This window comes from Enterococcus rivorum (assembly GCF_001742285.1).
Lineage (GTDB): Bacteria > Bacillota > Bacilli > Lactobacillales > Enterococcaceae > Enterococcus_L > Enterococcus_L rivorum.
Genome location: NZ_MIEK01000034.1, coordinates 130,521 through 152,663 on the forward strand (window position 1 = coordinate 130,521; position 22,143 = coordinate 152,663).

The window sequence follows — 22,143 nt, forward strand, 5'->3', positions numbered from 1 at the left end:
TCTACTTTTCTATTTTATTAACAAACCATGATCACTTAAAATATGTTCTAAATACTGATTTAAAGATTCATAGCTCTTTAATTGTTCCCAATCATTCCTATTTACAAACAATACATTCTTACTTACAAAAGGAATCGTGTAATCGCTAGGATTTAAACCCTCTAAGAAAGTAGAAAGATTTTCCATGTAGTCTTGATAAGCAGGCAGGTCATATAAATTAAATAGCTCTTTTGAAAATTGGCTAGAAATATTTGACCAGTTAAACTCACAAAAAGTGATTCGATTGACTATATCTAGAAATTCTTCTTTACTCACTTTTACTTTTTTGTTTTTAGGAGAATTTTCGCTGCTGTTTGAAAATAGCTCTCTACAAGCTTCATGTTCCTTAATTAACGGATTTTCCTTATTACTAATTGTTATTTCCTGTTGCATATTGTTTTTTATTTCTTGATGATTCAATAAACTTTCAGAATCTGTCGTCACACCAGACAAATTGGTTTGTTCATTTGATTGTTCTTTATAAAATCGCTTTTTACCGTCGTTTAAATCGACTTTCAACTCATCTATTGTACGTTTTAATACAGCCACTTCCTCAAACAATTGTTGCACTTCTTTTCCTTTCTCAATGGTCACTGATGCTTTTGGTTTAGCTGTACTTTCTTCTAAATATTCTGTGAGCTTTGACTCAATATTACTCAATGTTGTAGTCAAACTTCGATGTGTTTCTTCTATAATAGCAATTTTCTTTTTATCATTAATAACTCTTGACTCTAAACGTTCAACTGTTTGCATTAAATAATCAAACTTAACTAACAGCTTTTGGTTTCCCTCTTCAAAAAACTGTCGCTGTTCTTTTCGATATTTATCCTGCAAATTTTCGGTCACTTTATCACTTATTTGAATTTTTCCATCTATTTTTTCGATTTGAATCCCGTTATTTTTCAAAATGCCAAGAATATTATTGATCTCCGCCTGCATTTTGTCATTTTGAAGATCCGATTTCTCTGATAATTTTTCGATTGATTTTTCTACGCTAACTAATGAATCCGTCACTTTATTTTCAGTAGTTTCTATTGTTGAATTGGAAGTATCGCTATTCTTTTCGTTCTCACTTAAAGTTTGAACTAAAAACAGTAACTCTTGTTTCAGCCCTTTTATTCGACTTTTAATCATTTTCTGACTATGTATTATGCAAAAAGAGAGAGAGACTTCACTGTCTTTTGAAAAATCTAAACACCCATCAACAATCTCAAAATCACTGTGACGCTTTTGAAAAGACTCCAACATCCCCACACATTTCTCTTCAAACTGTTCCTCAGACCAATCATAATTAAAAAAAGAAAGTTTTATTTCTCTTTTGATTCTTTCAAACTGTTGTTCCTCAATTCCCTTTGAGTCATTGCTATGTAGAGTTGTGTCCTGTTCCTTAAAAAACTTCACTTCACAATATTTAAATCCAGCCATTCCTGTTCCTCATTTCTTAAAATCTTCATACTAATCAATTTTTCAATAAAATAGCAAATCGTATTATGCCGGATAAGAGGCTGTGCATTTCTACAGAAAAATAACACCTAGCTATTATCCCCCCAATAATGAGTTTAACATAAAATCTCTATAAATCTACTTAATTCACAATAAATAAAGAAACAAATAGAAGATATATTTTTTCTTAGCATCCAAATAAACAGGTTTAAAGTACTAGTCTGTACTAATATAACAACAATGAAATATACTTCTGAAAATAGATTACATTCGGAAAGAATTCTTCTCTAAAAAATTATTTAAAATACATATATATAATAAATAATTAAACGAGAATTCTGATTATAAAAATGAAAAACAAAGGAATTTATAGATAAAAAGGACGTCAAATTTAACACTTCATTAAAAAATAATTTAAGTTCCAACAGAAATACATCTAAACAGTAGCCTTTAAAGATTTAGCGTAAAATTCCATAGAGAACAATCACAATAACTCCAACTTTTTTCTTAAATAGTAGAATAACCAGTAAACGAAATTCCCGATAAATAAATTATTGATAATCTATAGAATAAAAGAAAGTAAAAACGATAATTTCCTAAGAAAACAAAAAAGAGTAAAAAAAACTAAATCAATGTTTTTTCACTCTAAAAAATTAATTTGGAATCTGTCAAAGTCTTCTTGTAAAAACCTACTAACTTATGTCTTTTTACTCTACTTTTTCAACAGTTCTTTTTTCCTTAAATATTCTTCTTCTGTAATATTCCCAGTTGCAAACTCTCTATCCAAGATATCAAATGCAGAATCAATCTTGTTGGAATGATCATTTGTCAGACTTTTATTCGTATCTTTTGAATTAAAATAGTACATCACTAAAAAAATGATCCCTAATATAATAATTATTCCAATTCCCAACATATACATCCATCCTCCATTATGATAATACATTCCTCTATGCCCCAACGCTTGGCACCCATTTTTATATGCTTCTTGAGTATTTCCATCAAACCAGTTTTGATAATGCATCATAGAAAGCCCCTTTCAATTTTTTTTACAGAACTAATAATAGTAGGAATATGTGTCAAAAAAGTGTCGAAAACTAACAAACTTGAAAATAGGATACTTGCAATCCATATTTTTTACAAGAATAATAAAAAAGAGTAACTGTATTATCTTATTTCAGCTACAAAAAAGACACTATTTATATGTATTATTAAAAATCAATAAATAATGACGCGAATTTAATAAAATAAATCGTAAAAATCAGTTTTCTGCTTGAAGACAATCAAAAAAAATGATATTGTTGTGCTAAGATTTCACTAGAAAATACCTTACATTTTATACTAAATTACTTTATTCAAAACTTCAGACTATTTTAATTGATTAACTTTGACATCAATTAAGATAAATAAAACGCCTAAATAATGTTGTCAACTCTTCCCCAAGGTTTTCAATAAACATTATTTAGACGTTTTTTCCGATGCACACTATAGACTTTACAACATTCTCTTTAAATTATCAACAAAAATGAAATCTTTTTTCGTATATTGAATTTTTCTGATTTTTTATCTTGCAAACTAAATTTTTTTTAGAAAAAAATCAATTCACTAGTTTTAATAAATAGCATTGACTATGGTATTCAATTCTTTAATTTTCCAAATAAAAAAATTCTACTCCCTATGAAACAAGGAATAGAATTTTTTAGTTCAATTATTATTGTGCTACTGGGTAAACAGACACTTGTTTTTTGTCGCGGCCTTTACGCTCAAAACGTACTACGCCATCAACTTTAGCAAACAAAGTATCATCTCCACCAATCCCAACGTTTACTCCTGGGTAAATTTTAGTTCCGCGTTGACGGTATAAAATTGATCCACCAGTAACTGTTTGTCCGTCAGCACGTTTAGCACCTAGACGTTTAGATTCTGAATCACGACCATTGGAAGTAGAACCTCCACCTTTTTTATGGGCGAAAAATTGTAAGTTCATTTTTAACATTCGTCTGCACCTCCTATTTTAGTTTATAGTTGTAATCTGAACAAATTCAGAATTTTCTACTGCAACAGATTGTAAACCTAATAATAGATTTTCCAATAAGATTTGAGAAATATTGACTTGTTCTTGATTAATATCAGTTATTGTCTCAACATACATATATCCGCCTTCTTTTTCATCCATATCGATAATCGGTTCAAAACCCGCTAAGGCCTCAATCCCATTACATGTACTAAAAGTTAGGACAGATACTGCTGCACAAACAATATCCTCACCTGGTTCTGCTGCTTCAGCATGTCCAGTTATTTCAAATGAAACGATTTGACCCGAGTCATTTCGCTTAAAAGAGCCCTTAATCATAAATTAGCAGGCCTTCTTTCTTAAACAACGATTACCCGTTGATTGCATCAATGACAACTTTTGTATACGGTTGACGATGACCTTGTTTGCGGTGTGAATGTTTCTTAGGTTTGTATTGGAAAGTAACGACTTTCTTTTGTTTGCCGTGTTTTTCGACAGTTCCTTCAACAGTTGCACCTTTAACAGTTGGAGCACCTACTTTTGTAGATTCGCCACCCACTAAAATAACTTCGTCAAATACAACTTTTTCGCCAGCTTCTACGTCTAATTTTTCAACGTAAATTGCTTGACCGACTTCAACTTTTACTTGTTTACCACCAGTTTTGATAATTGCGTACATGCTATAAAGCACCTCCTTCTTTTAAACTTAGACTCGCCATCCCAAGTGACCCTTCAAACGAATGGTACTTAACATAACTTGTTCTGTGCGGTTGTAGCTGTGGAGTCCACAATTACAACATTAATATCATACCAAAATATGAAAGTCACGTCAATGAAAACTTGTTTGATCGCTCTATTTGCTCATTTTAAATTTTTTTCGTTGTTATTTTAATTTCTGATTGACATTACCTAGCTTCTTCTTTATAATAATGTTTGTTGTGTTACACAACTAATTGCGCCAATAGCTCAGCTGGATAGAGCACTCGCCTTCTAAGCGAGCGGTCGGGAGTTCGAATCTCTCTTGGCGTATAAAAAAACGACTAAACTTCTTTTAATTGAAGTTTAGTCGTTTTTTTATTTAATATTAACTAGATGCTGGATAAGATAGTGTCAAATAAAATGAAGTTGTTGCGTTTGTCCAGTTACAAATGAACAGTTGACCATTTCCATTAAACTGAAATGTTGCAGAATTTTGTTCAGGATACGATGTAGAACCGGCACTTGGTGCACCTACAACGTAGAATGTTTTTCCTGCTTCTGGTCTAAGTTTAGTTGGAATTGTCCCCATTATCAGCCAAGTTCCTCTGTCCCTATTTGCCTGAATACCATTTCCACGTAAAAAGGCAACTCCATTTATTAATCGTCCCTCTAAAGTTCCAGAAACTCCATTTATTAATGGAATATCTATCCATTCTGTTGTTTGAACATCTACTTTATTTTTTAATTCATCTGCCAATCCAGTAACCGCACTCACATGTGTTTTTGGATACAACACTGTTCCATTTTCTTCTAATTGCACGATATCTGCCATTATACTGATCCCACCTTACTAAAAGTTATTGTTTGTAATGTATCGATTTTTTTCTTATCTGCCGCACTCAATAAACCATTGGTTGTTTGAGTTGCTACAGCCGTTGTTGTGGCATTAATTCCAGCAGGTCCTTGATCTCCTTTAGGCCCCTGTGCTCCTGTTGCGCCGGTAGCTCCTTTTACTCCCTGTGGTCCAACTGCTCCAGCCGGTCCCTGTGGTCCAGTCGCTCCTGTATCACCTTTTTCACCTTTTACTGAGGTCAATCCTTCGACTGCATTCACGTGTGTCTTTGGAAAAACAACGACGCCGTCATTTTTTAATTCAACGATATCTGTCATACTACTCCCACCTTTTCGATTGTTATTTTACTTTCTGCAACCCCAAAATCTTTTGCTGTTAATGTGATATCGCCAGTTTTACCATTAATAGATGTCACACCTACTCCTGATGAGCCAAATTTTTCCAAACCGAGAATTGCTGATACATGGGTTTCTGGAAAAACTTGCCTTTGTACACCTGATTCATCTGTTTCCATCACTTTTTTTACTTCAACTTCATGTGCCATTAAACAGTTCCCACCTTTCTTAAGAAAAAGGTATTTTGTCTTTGGTTATCGATTTCAGCTATCACTAACGCTGAATCTTCTTTTTTATGTTCAACCGTTGCTACTTTTTTTACTGTATGATTTAAACTGAACTTATCATCACGAATCGTTCTTATGATGCCAGTTTCTCCGCTTTTTAAAGTAAAATGTGCTAATTTTAACTCTTCTATTTTGTTTAAAAGATTCGCTGCGGCATTTTCATTTAGAATGTCTTTGATTGCGTTAAACCATAGCTCAAATTCTGATTTTTTATCACCGGACCATTCTTTATATTCCTTCTGGCTAGTTAAAATCCAATTATGGAACTCAGCAATAATTCGCTGCAGCTCTTTTTCTGCTACAACATACCAGTTGTCATAAGTTTGTTGACAGGTTTTTACCCATTCTGTAAAATAGCGTAAAATTTCCTCAAAAGTCCAAATATAATTACTATCCTTGATACCGTCGTTGTAAATACTTTCTTTTACTTGGTAGACAAAGTCCCTAGTCGAAAATTGTTGTTTCCAGTTTAAATCTTTTTGTAATTCTCTAAAACTAAAATAAGCGATATTTTCACCGATATTTTGCATATCATATTTTGTTAATGTATATTGAATTTTCCCTTTTTTAGCATCAATGATTTTAGTCACTTTCTGTTCGGATAAACCCAAGCCGGTATGATGTCCTTGTTTCACGCAAAAAAATGGGGTCATTCCAGTAATATCCTTTGGTTTTCCAAATTCAGTAATTGTAACATCTAAAACTTGACTACCTTCATCAAATTGTCGAATGAGCATCGTTGGTATATTATCATTCGGTTGTGTACTTGATAAAAAAATTGGATAGATTATAGACATGCCATGTATTCCTCCTTTACATCTTTTTTAAAATTTGACAAAGTCTCTTGGATTATAAAATCCGTTATTATTAGGCCAAATATCATTCATAATTTGGAAGTGACAGTGATTTCCTGTTGAAGGTCCTGTCGTTCCCATCACGCCGATTTGCTGACCTTGCTTGACTGTCTGTCCTTGTGAGACTAATAACTGAGAGTTATGAGCATAACCTGTATACTTGCCATCAGAATGTTTAATAACAATATATAGGCCATACCACTCTGGATAGTTGGCTGCAACGACCACTTGGCCAGCAGCACTTGCATAGATTGGGGTATTAGGATTACCGTTTACTAAATCGATTCCATTGTGTAGCTCTTGCGCGCCAGTAATTGGACTTGTTCGCCAACCAAATTCACTAGTTACAGTTATAGGATCAAAAATAGGCTTAACAAACCCTCCACTGCTTGCTTCTAAATCTTTGAGTTTGTGGTACCAATAATTTCCTGCATCTATCCGCTCTTGTAATCGTTCAATTCCAGCACGTTCGAAGTTTTTTAGGAATGCAAACGTTGCTGTGTAAATGTCATTGCAGACTTTGAATCCTTCAACACTGGTTGGATTTACTGCTCCAATCCACTGTCCATTATACATACACCAGCTAATTAGTTTTAACTGTGCAGACAAGGTAGTATAATCCTCTGATATTCTGGCAGCAGCCATTAGTCGCTGTACGTACTCTCGACCATTTGTTGTCTGGCTTCCAACAAGTGGATAACTTGAGCCGTCCCATTGAACCAAACCATAGGCAGGTCCACCATTTTGTCCAGTATCAGGGTTCATAGATGACCCCACCTCTCCTTGAATATTTCCAAGAATTCCAGCTGTTGCTTGTTTTGAATAACCATTTGCAAGCAAAAATGCCCAAATATCCCAAGCCCTTTTTTCAGCATCTGTTGTTAAGTCTGGCGGATAAGTACCACCCCCTGTATTTCCACCACCGGATCCACCACCTTGTCCATGAATAACCTCTTTACCATTCAAAAACAAGCGACCTTCAATTTTGATATCTCCTTTTAGAGTCCCATTTCCATATAACTTATATAATTTATTTGAACCTTTTGCTTCTTTAGGAATTTCGAAAATTGCATTGTTCGCTCTATCTTCTTTGTTTGTTGCCGTTCCAATCTGAAAACCATACCCTTCAATGTGTGTCAAACCAACCACTGAATGATTACCAGCCGATCCCATCCAAAACATCTCTTCAGCTTTATTTTTGTTGTATACGACAATCGTTCCATTAGATTGTAGTCTTATTTGACTATCTCTTTCTGAACTTGTCCTAACATTAACTCCTTCTAATGTTCCACCTTTTATAAAATCTGCGTTGAGTTCGCCGTCAATCGTCCAAGCTGTTTCTGGTTTATTATTTAAATTACCTTTGACAAAGCTAATTCCACTTGAATTCATTATCAAAAAGTGTTTACTTTTTTCTACTGTTATTCCATTCATAAATACCATTTGGTAGGGTTCACGACTGTCTGATTTTTCGGTTTCAATTCCATTCATTATGCGAATTGATCCACCTTTGGCTCCTCGCAAAACGTCGTCTTGCCATTTTGAAATTTCTTCTGAATCATAAAAAGTTGTCTTTTTTTCTTCTAGAGAAGCTACATTTCCTTTTAAATCAGAAGCGACCTTCACGATATTATTTGTGATGTTATCGCCTAAACTGGATTCTATTTTTCCTGTTAAACGATCTATTTTCACTTTAAAAATACGTGTCTCATAATGATATTTTCGATCATGACGATGAATGGTAACTGTATTACCGATAATGTCTCCATCCAAGATTTCTGTTTTAAATTGAACCAGTGGACGGGAATAATCTATTAGCGCTTGATAGGTTTTTTGTAACAATTTCTCAGCATCTTCTTCGTCGTCGAAAATAATCACCTTTTCTCTTCGACGCATATCGCCATTACTTAAAGGAATTCCGTATTGTTTTGTCATTTCTGGTATCTCAAGCCAATTTTGACCTTTCGGCTTGTCTAACGGTTTTCCCTTGGATTTTTTCCATTCAACTTTATCAAACTCGATACGATTTCCTTTGCCATCTCCAACATCTTCTCCTCGACCACGACCAATCAAACTAGTATAAACCTGATTACGATCCTGTTCCTTTACAATACTTAGTGCTTTATCGCCATAAGTAAAACGTTGATTGCTATACTTACCAATTCTTTGATGGATTTCTATCCATTTTTTTTGAATGCCATTCCCGCTTATTTTATATTTAAAGACGATTTCACAACCATGGGTTTGGGTTATTTTTAGGGCATCACGAATGGAAATATATGAAAATTTTTCAGTAATAGTTGGCAAATTATTGCTACTGTAACCTAATGTCCATTCCGTTTCTCGCAATAATCGTTGTAGCATCGTTCTGATGGGTTCATTATTTGCATGAAAATCGTTTACAACGTAAGAATCCAATTCATCTGGAGCAAAATTGATTCCAGTAAAGCTAAGTTTATTTTCGGGATCACTATCCATCACAATTCTATACAAACTGAAAGATTTATCTGATTCTTTAACAGCCATATAAGCCGCTTTTTTCAGCTCCTCTAAATAACTAGTTGTTACAGTTAAGGTATCGTGCATCAGCTCTTCTTGATTCATGGTAATTTCTTTTTCTTGAACAACTTCTAGTAAGTGCTCTTCATTCACTATTCGAATTAATTTTTGATAATCATTAAAAAAATAAACACTTTCACTCATAGCAAGACCTCCCTATAAGATATTGTTATATTTCCATTGTTACTGCTAATCGTTTGGCCTTGTCTCAAATAAAAATTTTCAAAATCACTTGCTAAATCAAGTAAAAAGGTTTGATCTACTTTATTTAAAAATACTTTTCCCATTTTAAAATCAAAAACAACTTTATCTCCTTGTTGAAAATTTCTACTTGTACAGCTAATTTGTTCTGTGCCATTTGTTACCATTAAACCGCCAACATTTCTAATTTCAACCTCAATTTTCTCTGGTGTCACTAAATAAGGTAGGTATGAAACAATATCTCCATCGCTTTTAAAAAGTCTAGAATACTTTCTAGGATCTTTACACAATAGTTCAAAACTAGAAATAATGCTGTTTGTGTCTCCTCGAACTTCATCAGTCGACATGTATTGTCCATAGTAATGATAGTCAAAGGCATCTTTAAATCGAATTTCTACTTCTTCCTCTGTGTATAGAACTTGCATCAACTTATGATACTTTTTCTGCAACTCTTCAGCGTCTTTACCAATTAATTGATACGTTACTTTTATCACTCTGGCGGGTAATGTTTGGTTGGTTTTAATGCTCCCAATCTGGCTCTCTTCTGTTTCAATATTAACTGATAGCATTTCTCTGCCAGTTACAGCCAATGTTCGATAACCAGCAATTATCTTTTCGATATGGACACCGTCATACATCATCGCAGAAGAAGGAAGAATCAGCTCATCTTTGTGTAATTTCTTTTTTGTATCTTCAAAATAATACATCTTTTTCCTCCTTCTAAAACGCTAAATTAATCGCAGCATCTTGCCCCATCGCTTCTGAAATATCTGAAACAAATGCTTTAAAGTTTTGATTTCCTAGTTTAATATTGAATGTTGCAGGTTGTTTTTCGTTTTGTTGTGTTTGTGCACTGCTAGAATGAACGGATAGTTTTTGTACGGTATCTACTTGTTGATTCAAACTATCTAAACTAGGCAACATAATATCGGATGCTAGATGATCCATCGCTTGATCCACTACGTATGCATTTCTCTCAATTCCGATGGCTAAACCGGCTGGTAGCATCGCGCCAATCTCATCACGCATCCAACGTGAAGGCGAATGGATTTTGAAGATATTTTTAAACGTATCACCAATGCTCTTACCAATATTTTTAACTGTCTCAATGACTGTATTAACCATACCGCCAATCCCGTCTATTAATCCTTTCATCAAGTTCATTCCTGCATCTTTTAAGTCAGGAAGAGCCTTACCAAATGTTTCAATAAATTTCAATAGAATTTCTGCACCTGCTTGGATAACTTTTGGAATGCTATTTCCAATTCCCATTACTAACGCTAAAATTAATTCCACTGCTGCAGATAAAATTTGTGGTAAATTCGCTAACAAGCCCTCACATAATTTCCCTACAATCTCTACAGCTGCATTTAACAGTTTCGGTAAATTTTCTGATAGCGTACTGACTAGAGTTGTGATAGCTTTTAATGCTACTGGAATTAGTTGAGGCAACACTGAAGCAATCCCCTCTGCAAGTTTAACTAAAATCTCAATCCCTTTATCCAGAATTTGTGGCAAATTATCTGTAATATTTTTGGTAAATGATTCAATAATTGTAGTAACTGTAGCAACAAGTTGGCCTTGGTTTGCTAAAATCCCATCTATTAAAGAAATAAGTAAATTCAATCCAGTTAACAGCAATTGTGGTGCTAATTCCAATAAGCTAGTTGCTAGAGATTCAATAATCATCAATGCTGCCGGAATCAGTGTGGGTAAATTGACTACGACTCCATCAATTAATCCATTCAACAACGCCATTGCACTTTGCATTATGACTGGAAGATTTTCAGAAATCGCTAAAGCTAATCCCGAAACAATTTGAGCCCCAGAGTTCATCAATTCTGGTAGTTTAGCGAGAATTCCGCTGACAAAACCTTTTATCATTTCAGGACCTTTTGTTGTAACAGTTTCAATCATCTTTGAAATCTGTCCCCCCATTTGACTATCCAACATACCAAATCCAACGAGTGCAACTCCTAGAATTGCAGCAGGCCCTAAAGCTTTTAATGCAAAGCCCATTACAGAAGTTAAGCCCTGAACCATTGAAGTCAAAGCTGTCGTTCCTACTCCAGCAGATTTTTGTATTCCCTGACCGATACCGCCAAAAGCCTTTGTAATTAAAGGTACTTCTCCAGCCATTTTTTTTGATCCTAGTGAAATAGATTCAAAAAAACCAGCTACATTTAGTGCGCCTGAATCTAATTTATTTAATACTTTGCCCACTCCTAATTCTAAAGACACCATTCCATATTCCATCTGTGGGGCTAGACTTGTCACTGTTTTTGATAGATTTTTTGTAAAGCCCATTACTTTAGAATCTAACGAAATAAACGGATCTAACATTTTTGTAGGTAAATCTTTAAATGGCGCTTGCATTTTACTAAAACTAGTTGAAACAACATCCGTTAATCCCTGTGATTTTTTACCTAGTGTGTTAAACGCTCCTGCAGCTTTTCCTAGCTGGGTAGTTGCCTGTGAACCAAAGTTTGTAAACATTGATTCAATAGAAGGTAAACCAAAGCTAGCTAAAGTCATATTCAAATCTTTAAATGAGTCCTTAACACCATTAAAAGCGGTTGTTACCGCACTGGGATCTGAAACAGATGAAAACAGATGATTAATCTGTGTTTCTAATCGAGCAGTATTTTCAGCTATTTGTGTTAACGATCCGTTCAAACCTCCATCTACAACTTTTAGAATAGCCTTTATATTTATTTTAGAGTCCACTTTTTTCCTCCTTTCCTATGAATTAAAATTGGCAATCCAATTTTGTAATTTTTCTTTGTCTGGTGATGTTTCTTTTTTTCTACCTAATAATTTTTGTTCTGCTTTTTTGTAATCAAAGAATTTTTCAAAAGTTCTGAAAACTGGTTTTCCTTTTTTCGTTTGTCCAGCCATTACAGTCGCCCACGCTTGCATATGAATTTCATATTGTCGGTCTAATTGCCTTAATTGATAAGCTTTCATTTTTAATTCATATTCAATAATGGTTAAACGATCAATCTCTTTTAAATCTTCTATTTTCAAAAAACGTAAACAATTTAAACGGATTTGGTCATATATTTCATCAAAGTGAACCTCTTTTACGTCTGAGCTTCTTCCAACATCTTGCTGGTCATCATTCCGGTATATTCCGACTTTTTTAGCTCATCCATCACTTCTTGAAAAAGGTCCTTCGTACCATTTTTTTCAACATATTCTTCTAGATGTTTCACTGTCATCCGAGGTTTTTCTGTCATATTGCCAATAAGTAGAACTTCAAACAAAGTATCGACATCTGACAACATTAAATTAGAAACGATTGCACCGATTCCCAATTTTAGCTGCATTCCTCCACGATCTACAGAATATCGTTTATTAATTTCTTTTAAAAATCCATAGCCAAATTTACATTCAAATAATTTTTCATCTATTGTTAATTCCACAATATTTCCTCCTAGGTTGAAAGAGGCTAGTTAAGCTAACCTCTTAGATGTTATTCATATTTTTATACGGTTGGCGCTACTTTTACAGTATCTTTAAAGGTATAATCTCCACCTTCTGAAGTGTCCAGTTCTAGAGCAGCAAAACCATTTTTACCTGTCCCTTCAATTGCCCACTCTAAAGAATACTCCACTTTACTTTCAGCTGAATCGGTTTCTTCAAACGAAGTGAAATAGCCTTCAAAATATTTTGCTTTAAATTTTCCTTCATTATTTCCAGTCCCAATTTCTTTTGTATTAATGCGCCAAATTTGAACACGCTTATTTTCATCCATCGCAGTTTCTAATTTATCGATTTGAGTTGATCCGATTTTATATAGTGTCGTTGCCGTAACAGTTGTTTCTGTTGCTCCAGGAGTCACAACGCTACCATCTTTTGTCACAGTAGCTTCACTTTCTTTTGATTTTGAATAACCATTTTCTGTACTATAAGCTAATCCCCATGCATTCTCATTGCCCTCATCTTCTGCTAAACGAAAACGCCAAACTACATCTACTCCACTTAATGCTGTCATTTATTCATTTCCTCCTTTAAAGTTCTGTTACTCTTTTTTAGTTTCTCTATATAATTAAGCGATCGCTTCAATTGAGATGCTAATTGATTTTTTCGTCTTTGTTCTTCATGTACTCTTTTCTGCAGCTTTTTGATAATCTGTAATTGCTTTTTTATTGTCTTATCTTGCTGTTGAAAAAAATGGTTGTCTTCTTTTTTTAATAAAAAAATACGATTTTTCAATTAGACATCTCCTCTCATTTTAAGTCCCGGGCGACTAGCTCTCTTGCTTGATAACAACAGTATACAATCAATCGTTTAACTAAAACTCCCACTTATCTTCTAAAAGTATGCCAACTTTCTTGCACTATTCTTGCTTCTTTATGCATAATAAAAAAACCATAATAATCGTATGTTTACGAACTACTATGGCTTACTTAAAATACATTGTTACCGAGATTTTTTCTCTCGTAATTAATTAGTTTTTTTCTCTACGACAACATCAAAAGCTTTATAAATCAAGGCATAAAGACTGGATTCTCATTGGTTCACTTATTGGGTTCCAGCTTCAATCCATTTCTGGTAGTACTCTATTTTCAATGCTACTTTTTTTAATCTGTTGATAATTGCTGGATTTTATCCTTTATTTTTTTGTTCTAAACAGCAAGCTAAACATTCTTGTAAGGTATCATCGCCTTCCAAGGCTAGCTGAATAACGTTACGGATGTCTCCCAACGAGACACCTCTATCTTTCATAAAACGAATCGAGGCTATCAAATCTAAGCCTTTTTCTTCAAAATAATGAATACCATTTTCATTTTACAAAAGCTAGTATTAACTTAAAAGCTTAAAAATTTGGTGTCGCAAATACGTGATTGTATAGATTATTTTGTAGTGGATGGTCAAATTTCAGAAAAAACTCTTTTTCAGAGCTAACACCACCAAGTGCTTTGGGAAAATCGACATATGAAATACAGTGAGTGAATATTTCGATGACTTCTTCTTTACTCCATCCAAAATTTAGAGCACCCTTAATGTATGTATGCAATTAAGACTCTGTATCTCCTTGCGTTATTAATGCGATTAGCGAAATTACTTGTCTTAACTTTAAGTCTAGATATTGCCGCTTATAGATTTCTTCAAAAGCAAAATTTATAATGTAGTCTGATACATCAGGTGCAATGTCTTCTATATTCTTTATTGCTCCTTTGCTAGCTCCCTTATCTAATTTATTTAGAGCCTCAGATCCTAAATCATAGTTGTCATAACTCATAGTTGAACCTACTTTCACCTTATGGTAGTATGTGTTAACTGATGAAGTACACTCTATGTCAAGTGAGGAGAAATTAAAATTATGAGTTACAGTATTGGAGAGTTTTCTAAAATAACAGATTTGGCGATTGACACTATTCGTTATTATGAAAAAAAAGGCCTAATAATTCCCAATAGAGATAAAAATAATCGACGCGTATTTGAAGAAAGTGATATTGGCTGGTTAGAATTCATAAAAAAGCTCAAATTGACTGGTATGAAACTGAAAAATATAAAGTATTATTCTCAATTGCGATATCAAGGTGATAAAACAATTGAAATCCGACTTGAGCTACTTTATCAGCAAGCAGACGTTCTATTTGTGAAGCAAAAAGAGGTTGCTGAACATATCAAGTTTTTATACAATAAAATTAACATATACAACAACATGTTAGAAGAGAAACGTAAGACAGATGCTGAAAAAAATAAACTTCAATCCGTTTAACTATCTAATGGAGCCTACTTTTTTTAGTAGGCTCTTTTTTCCCGTTTCCCATCTATTTTTACTAAACGCTAAATTTTATGCTCTATTTGATTAAGCAGTTAACAGTTTCATTCAGCAATTTGTAATAGTTGAATGTTTCTGCAAGAACTATTTTTTCTTATAATCAGATTATTTCTATGTCCACAACCTTATACTCCGAGTATCCCCTCCCGCTTTTTTATAGATCAAGTTCTCTCTTAAGATAACAACTTTCATATTCAATTATTTTAGACTTTTAATTTTCCTAATAAATATTGAAAGAACTCCTTTTCGTTTCGTGGGAAAAATTCTTAATAAAGAAAAAAATGAAAAGAACACATTCATTATTGAAAATTTGTTTGATATCACCAAAAATCCAGTCACTGTTATCAATAAAAATGACATTGGCTGTTATGAATCCATTCCAATACCGAATTCACACCAGCCAAGCAAGTTATATTTATCATTTTATTTGGTTCTCTAAATCAGAATAAAAAGCGAGAGAAAGAAGTTCTTACAATCTTTTCCAATGTTACTACGTTTTCACAAAAGATTCTCCTCATAGAAAAGCTCGTACGTTACTAAAATGACATTTAAAGATGAAGATACGATCTATAAAGTGGGTTTCTAACGCAAATTTTCTTTAGAGATCACACTAGAATTACTTTGAATCAGAAAGATCAAGGGAATTTCCTGTAAAATCCCCCTACCTTTCTTAAGCGAATAGATACTTTGTCTCGAACTCCACTTTTTCTACAGAAAATAGCTAATTATCCTAGGTCGTATCTGAAGAATACAACGACAAATATTTTCTTGACTGATCATCTAACCCACCCAGTATAAAGACTCACTTATGTACCACGAAAACGCATTTTTCTTTCTATATCGCCAGAATAGTTGCGAAAAAAATCAGATTTCAGCGTATTTTTTGATATAGCTTAGAGCTTAGTATCACCCCCTATAAGCAAATCTTTACCAAAATTTCCTATTATAAATTAGTTAGCTTTTTTCTCTATGTCAACATCAAAATCTTTATAAAATAAGTCATAAAGCCCTGCTTCTCCTTGATTGACTTCTTCCGTTCCAGCTTCAATCGCTTTTTGATAATACTCTATTTTCCATGCTACTTTTTTTAAATCTGTTGATAATTGCTGGATTTTATCCTTTATTTTTTGTTCTTGATCTAAATAATAGCTTAAGCGCTCTTGTAAAGTTTCATCGCCTTGCATAACTAACTGAATGACATTACGAATGTCTCCCAACGAGGCACCTGTGTCTTTCATAAAGCGAATGGTTGCTAACAAGTCTAAGTCTTTTTCTTCAAAATAACGAATACCATTTTCTTTTCTTTTTACAAAAGGTAGCAACCCTTCACTTTCATAATAGCGTAATGTTGCGGGAGTAAACCCCATCATTTTTCCAACCTGACTAATGCTATACATAAAAAACACCCTTTCCTTGACTTCAAGTATACTTTAACGTGTATGATAATATTATATCATCAAGAAATGAGGAAACATAATGACAAAAAAATTAATTGTAATCACAGGTGCAAGCTCTGGTTTTGGTGCTGAAATGGCGAAACTCTTTAATAAAGAAGGACATCCAATGCTTTTGATTGGCAGAAGAATTGACAAGATAAAAGAATTAGCATTAGATTTCTCAAATGTACTAGTAAAATCAGTAGACGTAACAAATTACGAAGCCTTTCAAGCAGCGATTGATGAAGCAACAGCAATCTATGGGCCTGTCGATTTATTAGTCAATAATGCTGGGGTAATGCTATTGGGTAACATCTGGAATCAAGATATCAATGAATGGAAAAATATGATGGATACGAATGTACTTGGTGTTTTAAATGGAATGAAAACTGTTCTTGACACAATGAAAGAGAACCAAACAGGAACTATCATTAATATCAGCTCTATCGCGGGTAGAAAGACTTTTGGTAACCATGCGGCTTATGCAGCCAGCAAGTTTGGCGTTCATGCTTTATCTGAAACAGTTAGAGAAGAAGTTTCTGGGGATAACGTACGTGTCCTCGTAATGGCTCCTGGTGCTGCTGAAACTGAGCTTCTGACCCATACGACCGATGACAAAGCTTTATCTGAATACGAACAATGGAAGCAAAGTATGGGGGGACTAACATTAGATCCAATCCATGTAGCAAAAACGGTTAAATATATGTACGACATGCCTCAAGAAGTTTCAATAAGAGAAGTATTAATTGCTGCTACAAAACAAAACGCGTAAATGATTAATCAAACAGCTACTTTAGGTAGTACTTTTCAGTTTTGTTAATGTAACGCTTTCGTGATTAGGTGAAAACTTTTTTAGTTTTTACTTAATCATTTTTTCTTTCCTCTCGAATTTTTATGCTATACTAGCAACAGAAAGTGGTGAACAAACCTTGCTATTTTTAGACTATACTCCTGATTTAAGCACAATTGATTTAGAAATTTATAAATACGTAGCCACACATATCGATAAAGTGGTCTATATGCGAATTAGAGAACTAGCTCAAGAAACTCACAGTAGCACTGCTAGTATCCTTCGTTTTTGCAAAAAATTTGGTTGCGAGGGCTTTTCAGAATTTAAAATTAAGCTAAATCTTTACCAAGAGTCGCTCGCTCAACAACCAACTTCTCATGCAGTAGATGAAACTTCCTTCGCACATTTTATTCAACGTTCTACAGAATCTTTTTATCAAGAACGAATCCAAGCAGCCGCAAAATTATTAGCTGAAAAAGAGCTTGTTATCTTTATTGGAACAGGTTCATCAAATATTATGGCAGAGTACGGTGCACTTTATTTTTCCTCTATTTTTAGTATGGCTTTTCATATTGAAGACCCTATTAATCATCCCGTTAACTTTTTTAATAAAAGTATAGCGCAAAATGTTTGTGTCATCGCACTCTCTGTTAGTGGTGAAAACGATGCTGTCATCAACTACTTGAATCATTTTATTACCAACGATAGTGCTATTATTTCTATTACAAATAGTGAAAAATCTACGATTGCTAAACTATCCAATGTTAACATTCCTTACTATATTTCAACTGAAAGAATTGGAGATAGTGATATCACCTCACAAGTTCCAGCGCTTTACACTGTTGAATATTTAGCAAAAGAAGTGCAAAAATTAAAGAGGATGGGACAAAACTAAAAATCAGTTTTGTTTCATCCTCTAAATCCGAATAAACGGTGGTCAAAAGTCTGGATCTTCGGAAATTCCCCGCAAATCACTCAATACATAGAACCTATTGCGCGTTTTGCGGTCCAATTTCTCGCCCCAAAACGACTTCTGTCGCAACCTCTTTCCTATGATTAGAGAGTAAACTTCTCGACGGGTGAGTTTCCCCTCTAATCGTAGTAAGTTTTACGATTCATTTTTTACTTAATTGAAAAAGTTTGGTAAATATTGTTTGTGTGCTTCTAATAATTCATCCATGACTTGTTTTGCCACATCACCACTTGTTACTAATGGATTCATTGTGAAGGCCTGTAGTAAAGTTCCATAATCACCGGTTACAGCTGCATCAATGGTCAGTAATTCCATTGACTTCATTAGTTGAAGTAAGCCACGTTGTTTAGGTTCAAAGCTCCCAAAAGTATAAGGAATCGGCCCTTTACCCGTAATCATACAAGTTACTTCCACTGCCGTGTCACTCGGTAAATCAGTGATTGTTCCGTTGTTTCTTGTGCTGACAGTCATTGTTGTTCGTTTGTCATTGTGAATCGAATTAATGATTTCACAAGCCGCATCACTGTAGCGAGCACCACCACGCTCTGCCAGTTGTTGTGGTTTGTAGTCTAATTTAGGATCTTTGTATAAATCAAATAGCTCTTGCTCAATCTGTTTTACTTTCTCAGCTCTAGTACCGTTATTTTTAAAGTCCTCAAGCTCTTCAGCTAACATTTTATCAGTATAGTAATAGTAGTTGTGGTAAGGACAAGGAACCATGTGTAGATTTTCAACTTGTTCAAAAATTAAATTATTGTCTTTAATATTTGCAACGATAGACTTCGCTTCTTCTTGACCATACATTTTTCCAATCAATTCATCTGTCCGATCATTTCCTTTTGAATCCACGACAGTATGCCAATGCAAGTGGTTAATCCCTGCAAATTGGAAGAATAGATTTTTTGGTTTTTCTTCTAAAATTTCTGCTTCTTCAAAAACAGCGTTCACTGGAATATTACATAAACCAACTACTTTATCCCATTTACCATATCTTAAAACAGCTTCAGTCACCATACCAGCTGGGTTTGTAAAGTTTATCAACCAAGCATTTGGACATAGCTCTTTCATATCTTCTACAATATCTAAAATAACGGGTACAGTTCTTAAGGCTTTAAATATTCCACCTGCTCCGTTTGTTTCTTGTCCAATCAATCCATGACTTAAAGGAATACGTTCATCTAAAATACGAGCATCTAAAAGACCAACACGTAATTGTGTCGTAACAAAATCTGCATCTTTTAGTGCTTCACGACGATCTAAAGTCAAATGTACTTCACAATCAACACCTGCTGCTTTTACCATCCGTTTGGCCATCGCACCAACGATTTCAAGTTTTTCTTTTCCTGCTTCAATATCAACTAACCATAATTCTCTAACGGGCAACTCATCGAAGCGCTTAATAAATCCTTCTACTAATTCAGGTGTATAACTTGAACCTCCACCAATGGTTACAATCTTAATTCCTTTTGACATAAGTATTTGGCCTCCTAATTAACTATCTACCTTCAGTATAAATCCATCTCAGGAAATAATATAGCCCAAATCAACAACTGGTTACAGGTTCAAAATAATGTCATTTGTACCATTATTGTCACATTTTGTAACTATATATAAAAAAGCAGTAGGCCATCTTTAGTAGGCACCACTGCTACTCTCTTAGTGAGACACTAATCAATCATCTTGCTCATTAAGTGAACATTCAAAAATTCCCCTGTATCTGTCTTAGCTCCTCTTTCCATAATCGTTTCCGTTTTAAAACCAATTTTCTCATATAAAGAGACTGCTCGCTGGTTCCGTTCTTGCACCGTTAGTTCCAGACGACGAATAATTCCAGATTCTTTAGACCACTGAAGCACTTCTTCCATCATTAAGCGTCCCAAGCCAAAGCCCCAATAATCTTTTAAGATACTAATCCCAATTTCACCAATATGTTCCATTCGTCCCTTATTTGACGCTTTAACAGAGGCTGTACCGACGATTTTACAATCCACTAAAGCCACTAACAAGACATTATTTGGAGAATCATACATATCTGCTAAATTTTGAGCCATCTCCTCTACTGACATCGCTAACCCTTTGTCATCCATAACTAAATAAGGGGTTTCACTCCCAATGAGTTTCAAAGTGGTTAAAATCTCAGCCGCATCATCAGGGATTGCTTCTCGTACAGTCACTTCTACTTCAGTCATTTTATTTCCCCCATCTTTCTATCACTCGTTTCAAAAATGCTTCTGACTTCGCTCCAAAAGCTTCTAAATGAATCTCTCGTTTTTCTATATCAGTCAAATCTTTTGTAAAAGTGATTTCCAAATAATCTTCAGGTAAAAAATCTCCTAGCATTTTTCCCCACTCAACGACAGATAATCCATCTCCTTCAAAGTAATCATCCAGCGCCAAATCATCCGCACCCTCTTCAATCCGATAAACATCCATATGATACAAAGGAATCCGTCCTTGCTGGTATTCTCGAATAATCGTATATGTCGGACTTTTGATCATTTGATCTATTCCTAACCCTAGTGCAATTCCTTTTGTCAGCGTTGTTTTGCCAGCGCCCAAGTCCCCAGTCAAGATGATTGTATCCCCTGCTACAGCAGACAAACCAATTACTTTCGCAAGTTTCTCCGTTTCTTCTGGTTTTTTTACATTAATATCCATTTTCCACCTACTTATCTGTTTCCTCTGTTCTTTCTATGTAAAGTAGTATACCGAATTCTAAAAAAAATAACTACAACAAATAGGTTAAAAAATTTTTTTCTCCCTAGAATATTCTTGCCCTAGCAAAAAACAGAAGCTACTAATTTATAAAATCAGTAACTTCTGTCAATCTCTTATCTTCTATTCACTCATTAGCGTTTGAGCAGCAGTAATAATTGAAAGTTTATAAATATCTTCTTCATTCGCACCACGAGATAAATCCGAAACCGGTTTGTTCAATCCTTGTAAGATTGGCCCAATGGCTTCAAAGTTGCCTAAACGTTGAGCAATTTTGTAGCCAATATTTCCTGATTGTAACTCTGGGAAAACAAAGACTGTCGCTGAACCAGCAACTTTTGAGTTTGGCGCTTTTAATTGAGCAACTGATGACACGTATGAAGCATCAAACTGTAACTCGCCATCAATTTGGTATTGAGGAGCTAATTCTTGTGCAATTTTTGTTGCTTCTACTACTTTATCTACTTCTGGTGCTTTTGCAGATCCTTTTGTAGAAAAACTCATCATAGCAACTTTAGGTTCAATATCAAATAATTCTGCTGTTCTAGCACTGTCTACAGCAATTTCAGCCAATTCTTGTGCTGTTGGATTCACATTAATTGCACAATCCGCAAAAATGTATTTTTCTTGGTCACGTCCACGTACCATAATCATTGCACCACTTGTACGGCTAACACCTGGTTTTGTTTTAATAATTTGCAATGCTGGTCTCACAGTGTCGCCTGTTGAATGAATAGCACCACTAACCATCCCATCAGCAATCCCCATGTACGTAAGCATCGTACCAAAATAGTTAACGTCTTTCAGAATTTTACGAGCATCTTCTTCTGTTACTTTACCATTACGGCGTTCAACAAAAGCAGCCACCATTTCATCCCAACGATCATAATTCTCTGGATCAAGAATTGTAAAGTTGGAAGTTTTGATTCCTCTCGCATGAGCAGCTTTAACAATCTCATCCGGATTACCAATTAAAATAGGTTCCATTAACTCTTCTGCTTTCAATCGCGCAGCCGCTCCAAGTATACGTGAATCGGTCGCTTCTGGGAAAACAATTCTGATGTTACGACGAATAACTTTAAATTTTAAACTATCAAATAATTCCACGATGTACCCTCCAATTTGTTTTTATACCCGTTCGTCTTTGAAAT

The 22,143-nt window shown here is 34.4% G+C and carries 26 protein-coding genes, 1 tRNA gene and 1 other annotated feature; of the genes, 5 read left to right on the forward strand and 22 right to left on the reverse strand.

Features of this window, described 5'->3' with window-relative positions; genetic code table 11:
* Positions 1-9: 9 nt before the first annotated feature.
* The 5 genes from BCR26_RS11875 to rplU form a co-directional block, all read right to left on the reverse strand.
* The gene (locus tag BCR26_RS11875; protein WP_069699206.1) at positions 10-1,464 is read right to left on the reverse strand and encodes a coiled-coil domain-containing protein; all 1,455 of its coding nucleotides are present in this window, start codon (positions 1,462-1,464) and stop codon (positions 10-12) included.
* A gap of 730 nt (positions 1,465-2,194) precedes the next feature.
* Positions 2,195-2,509, reverse strand: coding sequence for an SHOCT domain-containing protein (locus BCR26_RS11880; RefSeq protein WP_245341835.1), 315 nt, complete (start codon positions 2,507-2,509; stop codon positions 2,195-2,197).
* 684 nt (positions 2,510-3,193) lie between these two features.
* Positions 3,194-3,478, reverse strand: coding sequence for a 50S ribosomal protein L27 (gene rpmA, locus BCR26_RS11885; RefSeq protein ID WP_069699207.1), 285 nt, complete (start codon positions 3,476-3,478; stop codon positions 3,194-3,196).
* Between the two features lie 18 nt (positions 3,479-3,496).
* Complete coding sequence (locus BCR26_RS11890; protein WP_069699208.1) at positions 3,497-3,835, reverse strand: ribosomal-processing cysteine protease Prp; 339 nt, start codon at positions 3,833-3,835, stop codon at positions 3,497-3,499.
* Positions 3,836-3,866: 31 nt separating this feature from the next.
* Positions 3,867-4,175 carry a 50S ribosomal protein L21 gene (gene rplU, locus BCR26_RS11895; RefSeq protein WP_069699209.1) on the reverse strand — a complete coding sequence of 103 codons (309 nt, stop codon included), beginning with the start codon at positions 4,173-4,175 and terminating at the stop codon, positions 3,867-3,869.
* Between the two features lie 19 nt (positions 4,176-4,194).
* Positions 4,195-4,278 (reverse strand) — a sequence feature (ribosomal protein L21 leader region).
* A 173-nt stretch (positions 4,279-4,451) separates the two neighbouring features.
* On the opposite strand from rplU, the gene BCR26_RS11900 reads away from it, so the two are divergent.
* Positions 4,452-4,525 (forward strand) — tRNA-Arg (locus BCR26_RS11900).
* Positions 4,526-4,580: 55 nt separating this feature from the next.
* On the opposite strand, the gene BCR26_RS11905 is transcribed toward BCR26_RS11900, so the two are convergent.
* From BCR26_RS11905 to BCR26_RS18790, 12 genes are all read right to left on the reverse strand, one after another.
* Positions 4,581-5,027, reverse strand: a complete 447-nt coding sequence (locus BCR26_RS11905) for a hypothetical protein (RefSeq protein WP_069699210.1) — start codon at positions 5,025-5,027, stop codon at positions 4,581-4,583.
* Positions 5,027-5,365 carry a collagen-like protein gene (locus BCR26_RS11910; RefSeq protein ID WP_069699211.1) on the reverse strand — a complete coding sequence of 113 codons (339 nt, stop codon included), beginning with the start codon at positions 5,363-5,365 and terminating at the stop codon, positions 5,027-5,029. Before BCR26_RS11910 ends, BCR26_RS11905 begins: the two co-directional genes overlap by 1 nt.
* Positions 5,362-5,592 carry a hypothetical protein gene (locus BCR26_RS11915; RefSeq protein ID WP_069699212.1) on the reverse strand — a complete coding sequence of 77 codons (231 nt, stop codon included), beginning with the start codon at positions 5,590-5,592 and terminating at the stop codon, positions 5,362-5,364. Before BCR26_RS11915 ends, BCR26_RS11910 begins: the two co-directional genes overlap by 4 nt.
* Positions 5,592-6,467 (reverse strand): phage baseplate upper protein, encoded by an 876-nt coding sequence (locus BCR26_RS11920; protein WP_069699213.1) that lies wholly within the window; start codon positions 6,465-6,467, stop codon positions 5,592-5,594. Before BCR26_RS11920 ends, BCR26_RS11915 begins: the two co-directional genes overlap by 1 nt.
* Positions 6,468-6,494: 27 nt before the next feature.
* On the reverse strand, positions 6,495-9,227 hold the full coding sequence (locus BCR26_RS11925) for a phage tail spike protein (RefSeq protein ID WP_069699214.1): 2,733 nt from the start codon (positions 9,225-9,227) through the stop codon (positions 6,495-6,497).
* The gene (locus BCR26_RS11930; RefSeq protein ID WP_069699215.1) at positions 9,224-9,991 is read right to left on the reverse strand and encodes a distal tail protein Dit; all 768 of its coding nucleotides are present in this window, start codon (positions 9,989-9,991) and stop codon (positions 9,224-9,226) included. The genes BCR26_RS11925 and BCR26_RS11930 overlap by 4 nt, the downstream gene beginning before the upstream one ends.
* Before the next feature lie 13 nt (positions 9,992-10,004).
* Complete coding sequence (locus tag BCR26_RS11935; protein ID WP_069699216.1) at positions 10,005-12,011, reverse strand: phage tail protein; 2,007 nt, start codon at positions 12,009-12,011, stop codon at positions 10,005-10,007.
* Positions 12,012-12,026: 15 nt separating this feature from the next.
* Entirely contained in the window at positions 12,027-12,311 is a 285-nt protein-coding gene (locus tag BCR26_RS11940; RefSeq protein WP_084387119.1) for a hypothetical protein, read from the reverse strand.
* 56 nt (positions 12,312-12,367) lie between these two features.
* On the reverse strand, positions 12,368-12,709 hold the full coding sequence (locus tag BCR26_RS11945; RefSeq protein ID WP_069699217.1) for a tail assembly chaperone: 342 nt from the start codon (positions 12,707-12,709) through the stop codon (positions 12,368-12,370).
* A 62-nt stretch (positions 12,710-12,771) separates the two neighbouring features.
* The gene (locus BCR26_RS11950; RefSeq protein ID WP_069699218.1) at positions 12,772-13,281 is read right to left on the reverse strand and encodes a phage major tail protein, TP901-1 family; all 510 of its coding nucleotides are present in this window, start codon (positions 13,279-13,281) and stop codon (positions 12,772-12,774) included.
* Positions 13,278-13,502: a hypothetical protein gene (locus BCR26_RS11955; protein ID WP_069699219.1), complete on the reverse strand. Its 225-nt coding sequence runs from the start codon at positions 13,500-13,502 to the stop codon at positions 13,278-13,280. The genes BCR26_RS11950 and BCR26_RS11955 overlap by 4 nt, the downstream gene beginning before the upstream one ends.
* Before the next feature lie 805 nt (positions 13,503-14,307).
* Complete coding sequence (locus BCR26_RS18790) at positions 14,308-14,532, reverse strand: hypothetical protein (RefSeq protein ID WP_084387121.1); 225 nt, start codon at positions 14,530-14,532, stop codon at positions 14,308-14,310.
* Positions 14,533-14,613: 81 nt separating this feature from the next.
* Here BCR26_RS18790 and BCR26_RS11965 point away from each other — a divergent pair, with 81 nt between their 5' ends.
* Together BCR26_RS11965 and BCR26_RS19150 are read left to right on the forward strand one after the other, a co-directional pair.
* Positions 14,614-15,015, forward strand: coding sequence for a MerR family transcriptional regulator (locus BCR26_RS11965; protein WP_069699220.1), 402 nt, complete (start codon positions 14,614-14,616; stop codon positions 15,013-15,015).
* 377 nt (positions 15,016-15,392) lie between these two features.
* A complete protein-coding gene (locus tag BCR26_RS19150; protein WP_281186549.1) occupies positions 15,393-15,527 on the forward strand; it encodes a hypothetical protein in 135 nt (44 codons plus the stop codon).
* A 501-nt stretch (positions 15,528-16,028) separates the two neighbouring features.
* On the opposite strand, the gene BCR26_RS11970 is transcribed toward BCR26_RS19150, so the two are convergent.
* On the reverse strand, positions 16,029-16,475 hold the full coding sequence (locus BCR26_RS11970) for a MerR family transcriptional regulator (RefSeq protein WP_069699221.1): 447 nt from the start codon (positions 16,473-16,475) through the stop codon (positions 16,029-16,031).
* A gap of 79 nt (positions 16,476-16,554) precedes the next feature.
* On the opposite strand from BCR26_RS11970, the gene BCR26_RS11975 reads away from it, so the two are divergent.
* Together BCR26_RS11975 and BCR26_RS11980 are read left to right on the forward strand one after the other, a co-directional pair.
* The gene (locus BCR26_RS11975; protein ID WP_069699222.1) at positions 16,555-17,286 is read left to right on the forward strand and encodes an SDR family oxidoreductase; all 732 of its coding nucleotides are present in this window, start codon (positions 16,555-16,557) and stop codon (positions 17,284-17,286) included.
* A gap of 157 nt (positions 17,287-17,443) precedes the next feature.
* The gene (locus tag BCR26_RS11980) at positions 17,444-18,199 is read left to right on the forward strand and encodes a MurR/RpiR family transcriptional regulator (RefSeq protein ID WP_069699223.1); all 756 of its coding nucleotides are present in this window, start codon (positions 17,444-17,446) and stop codon (positions 18,197-18,199) included.
* A 231-nt stretch (positions 18,200-18,430) separates the two neighbouring features.
* Here BCR26_RS11980 and BCR26_RS11985 read toward each other — a convergent pair whose 3' ends face one another.
* The 4 genes from BCR26_RS11985 to pta all read right to left on the reverse strand — a co-directional run bounded on the left by BCR26_RS11985 (position 18,431) and on the right by pta (position 22,099).
* The gene (locus BCR26_RS11985) at positions 18,431-19,750 is read right to left on the reverse strand and encodes a 6-phospho-beta-glucosidase (RefSeq protein WP_069699224.1); all 1,320 of its coding nucleotides are present in this window, start codon (positions 19,748-19,750) and stop codon (positions 18,431-18,433) included.
* 194 nt (positions 19,751-19,944) lie between these two features.
* Entirely contained in the window at positions 19,945-20,466 is a 522-nt protein-coding gene (locus tag BCR26_RS11990) for a GNAT family N-acetyltransferase (RefSeq protein WP_069699225.1), read from the reverse strand.
* Position 20,467: 1 nt separating this feature from the next.
* Positions 20,468-20,935, reverse strand: a complete 468-nt coding sequence (gene tsaE, locus BCR26_RS11995) for a tRNA (adenosine(37)-N6)-threonylcarbamoyltransferase complex ATPase subunit type 1 TsaE (protein WP_069699226.1) — start codon at positions 20,933-20,935, stop codon at positions 20,468-20,470.
* Positions 20,936-21,115: 180 nt separating this feature from the next.
* Positions 21,116-22,099 carry a phosphate acetyltransferase gene (pta, locus tag BCR26_RS12000; RefSeq protein ID WP_069699227.1) on the reverse strand — a complete coding sequence of 328 codons (984 nt, stop codon included), beginning with the start codon at positions 22,097-22,099 and terminating at the stop codon, positions 21,116-21,118.
* Between the last annotated feature and the right edge of the window lie 44 nt (positions 22,100-22,143).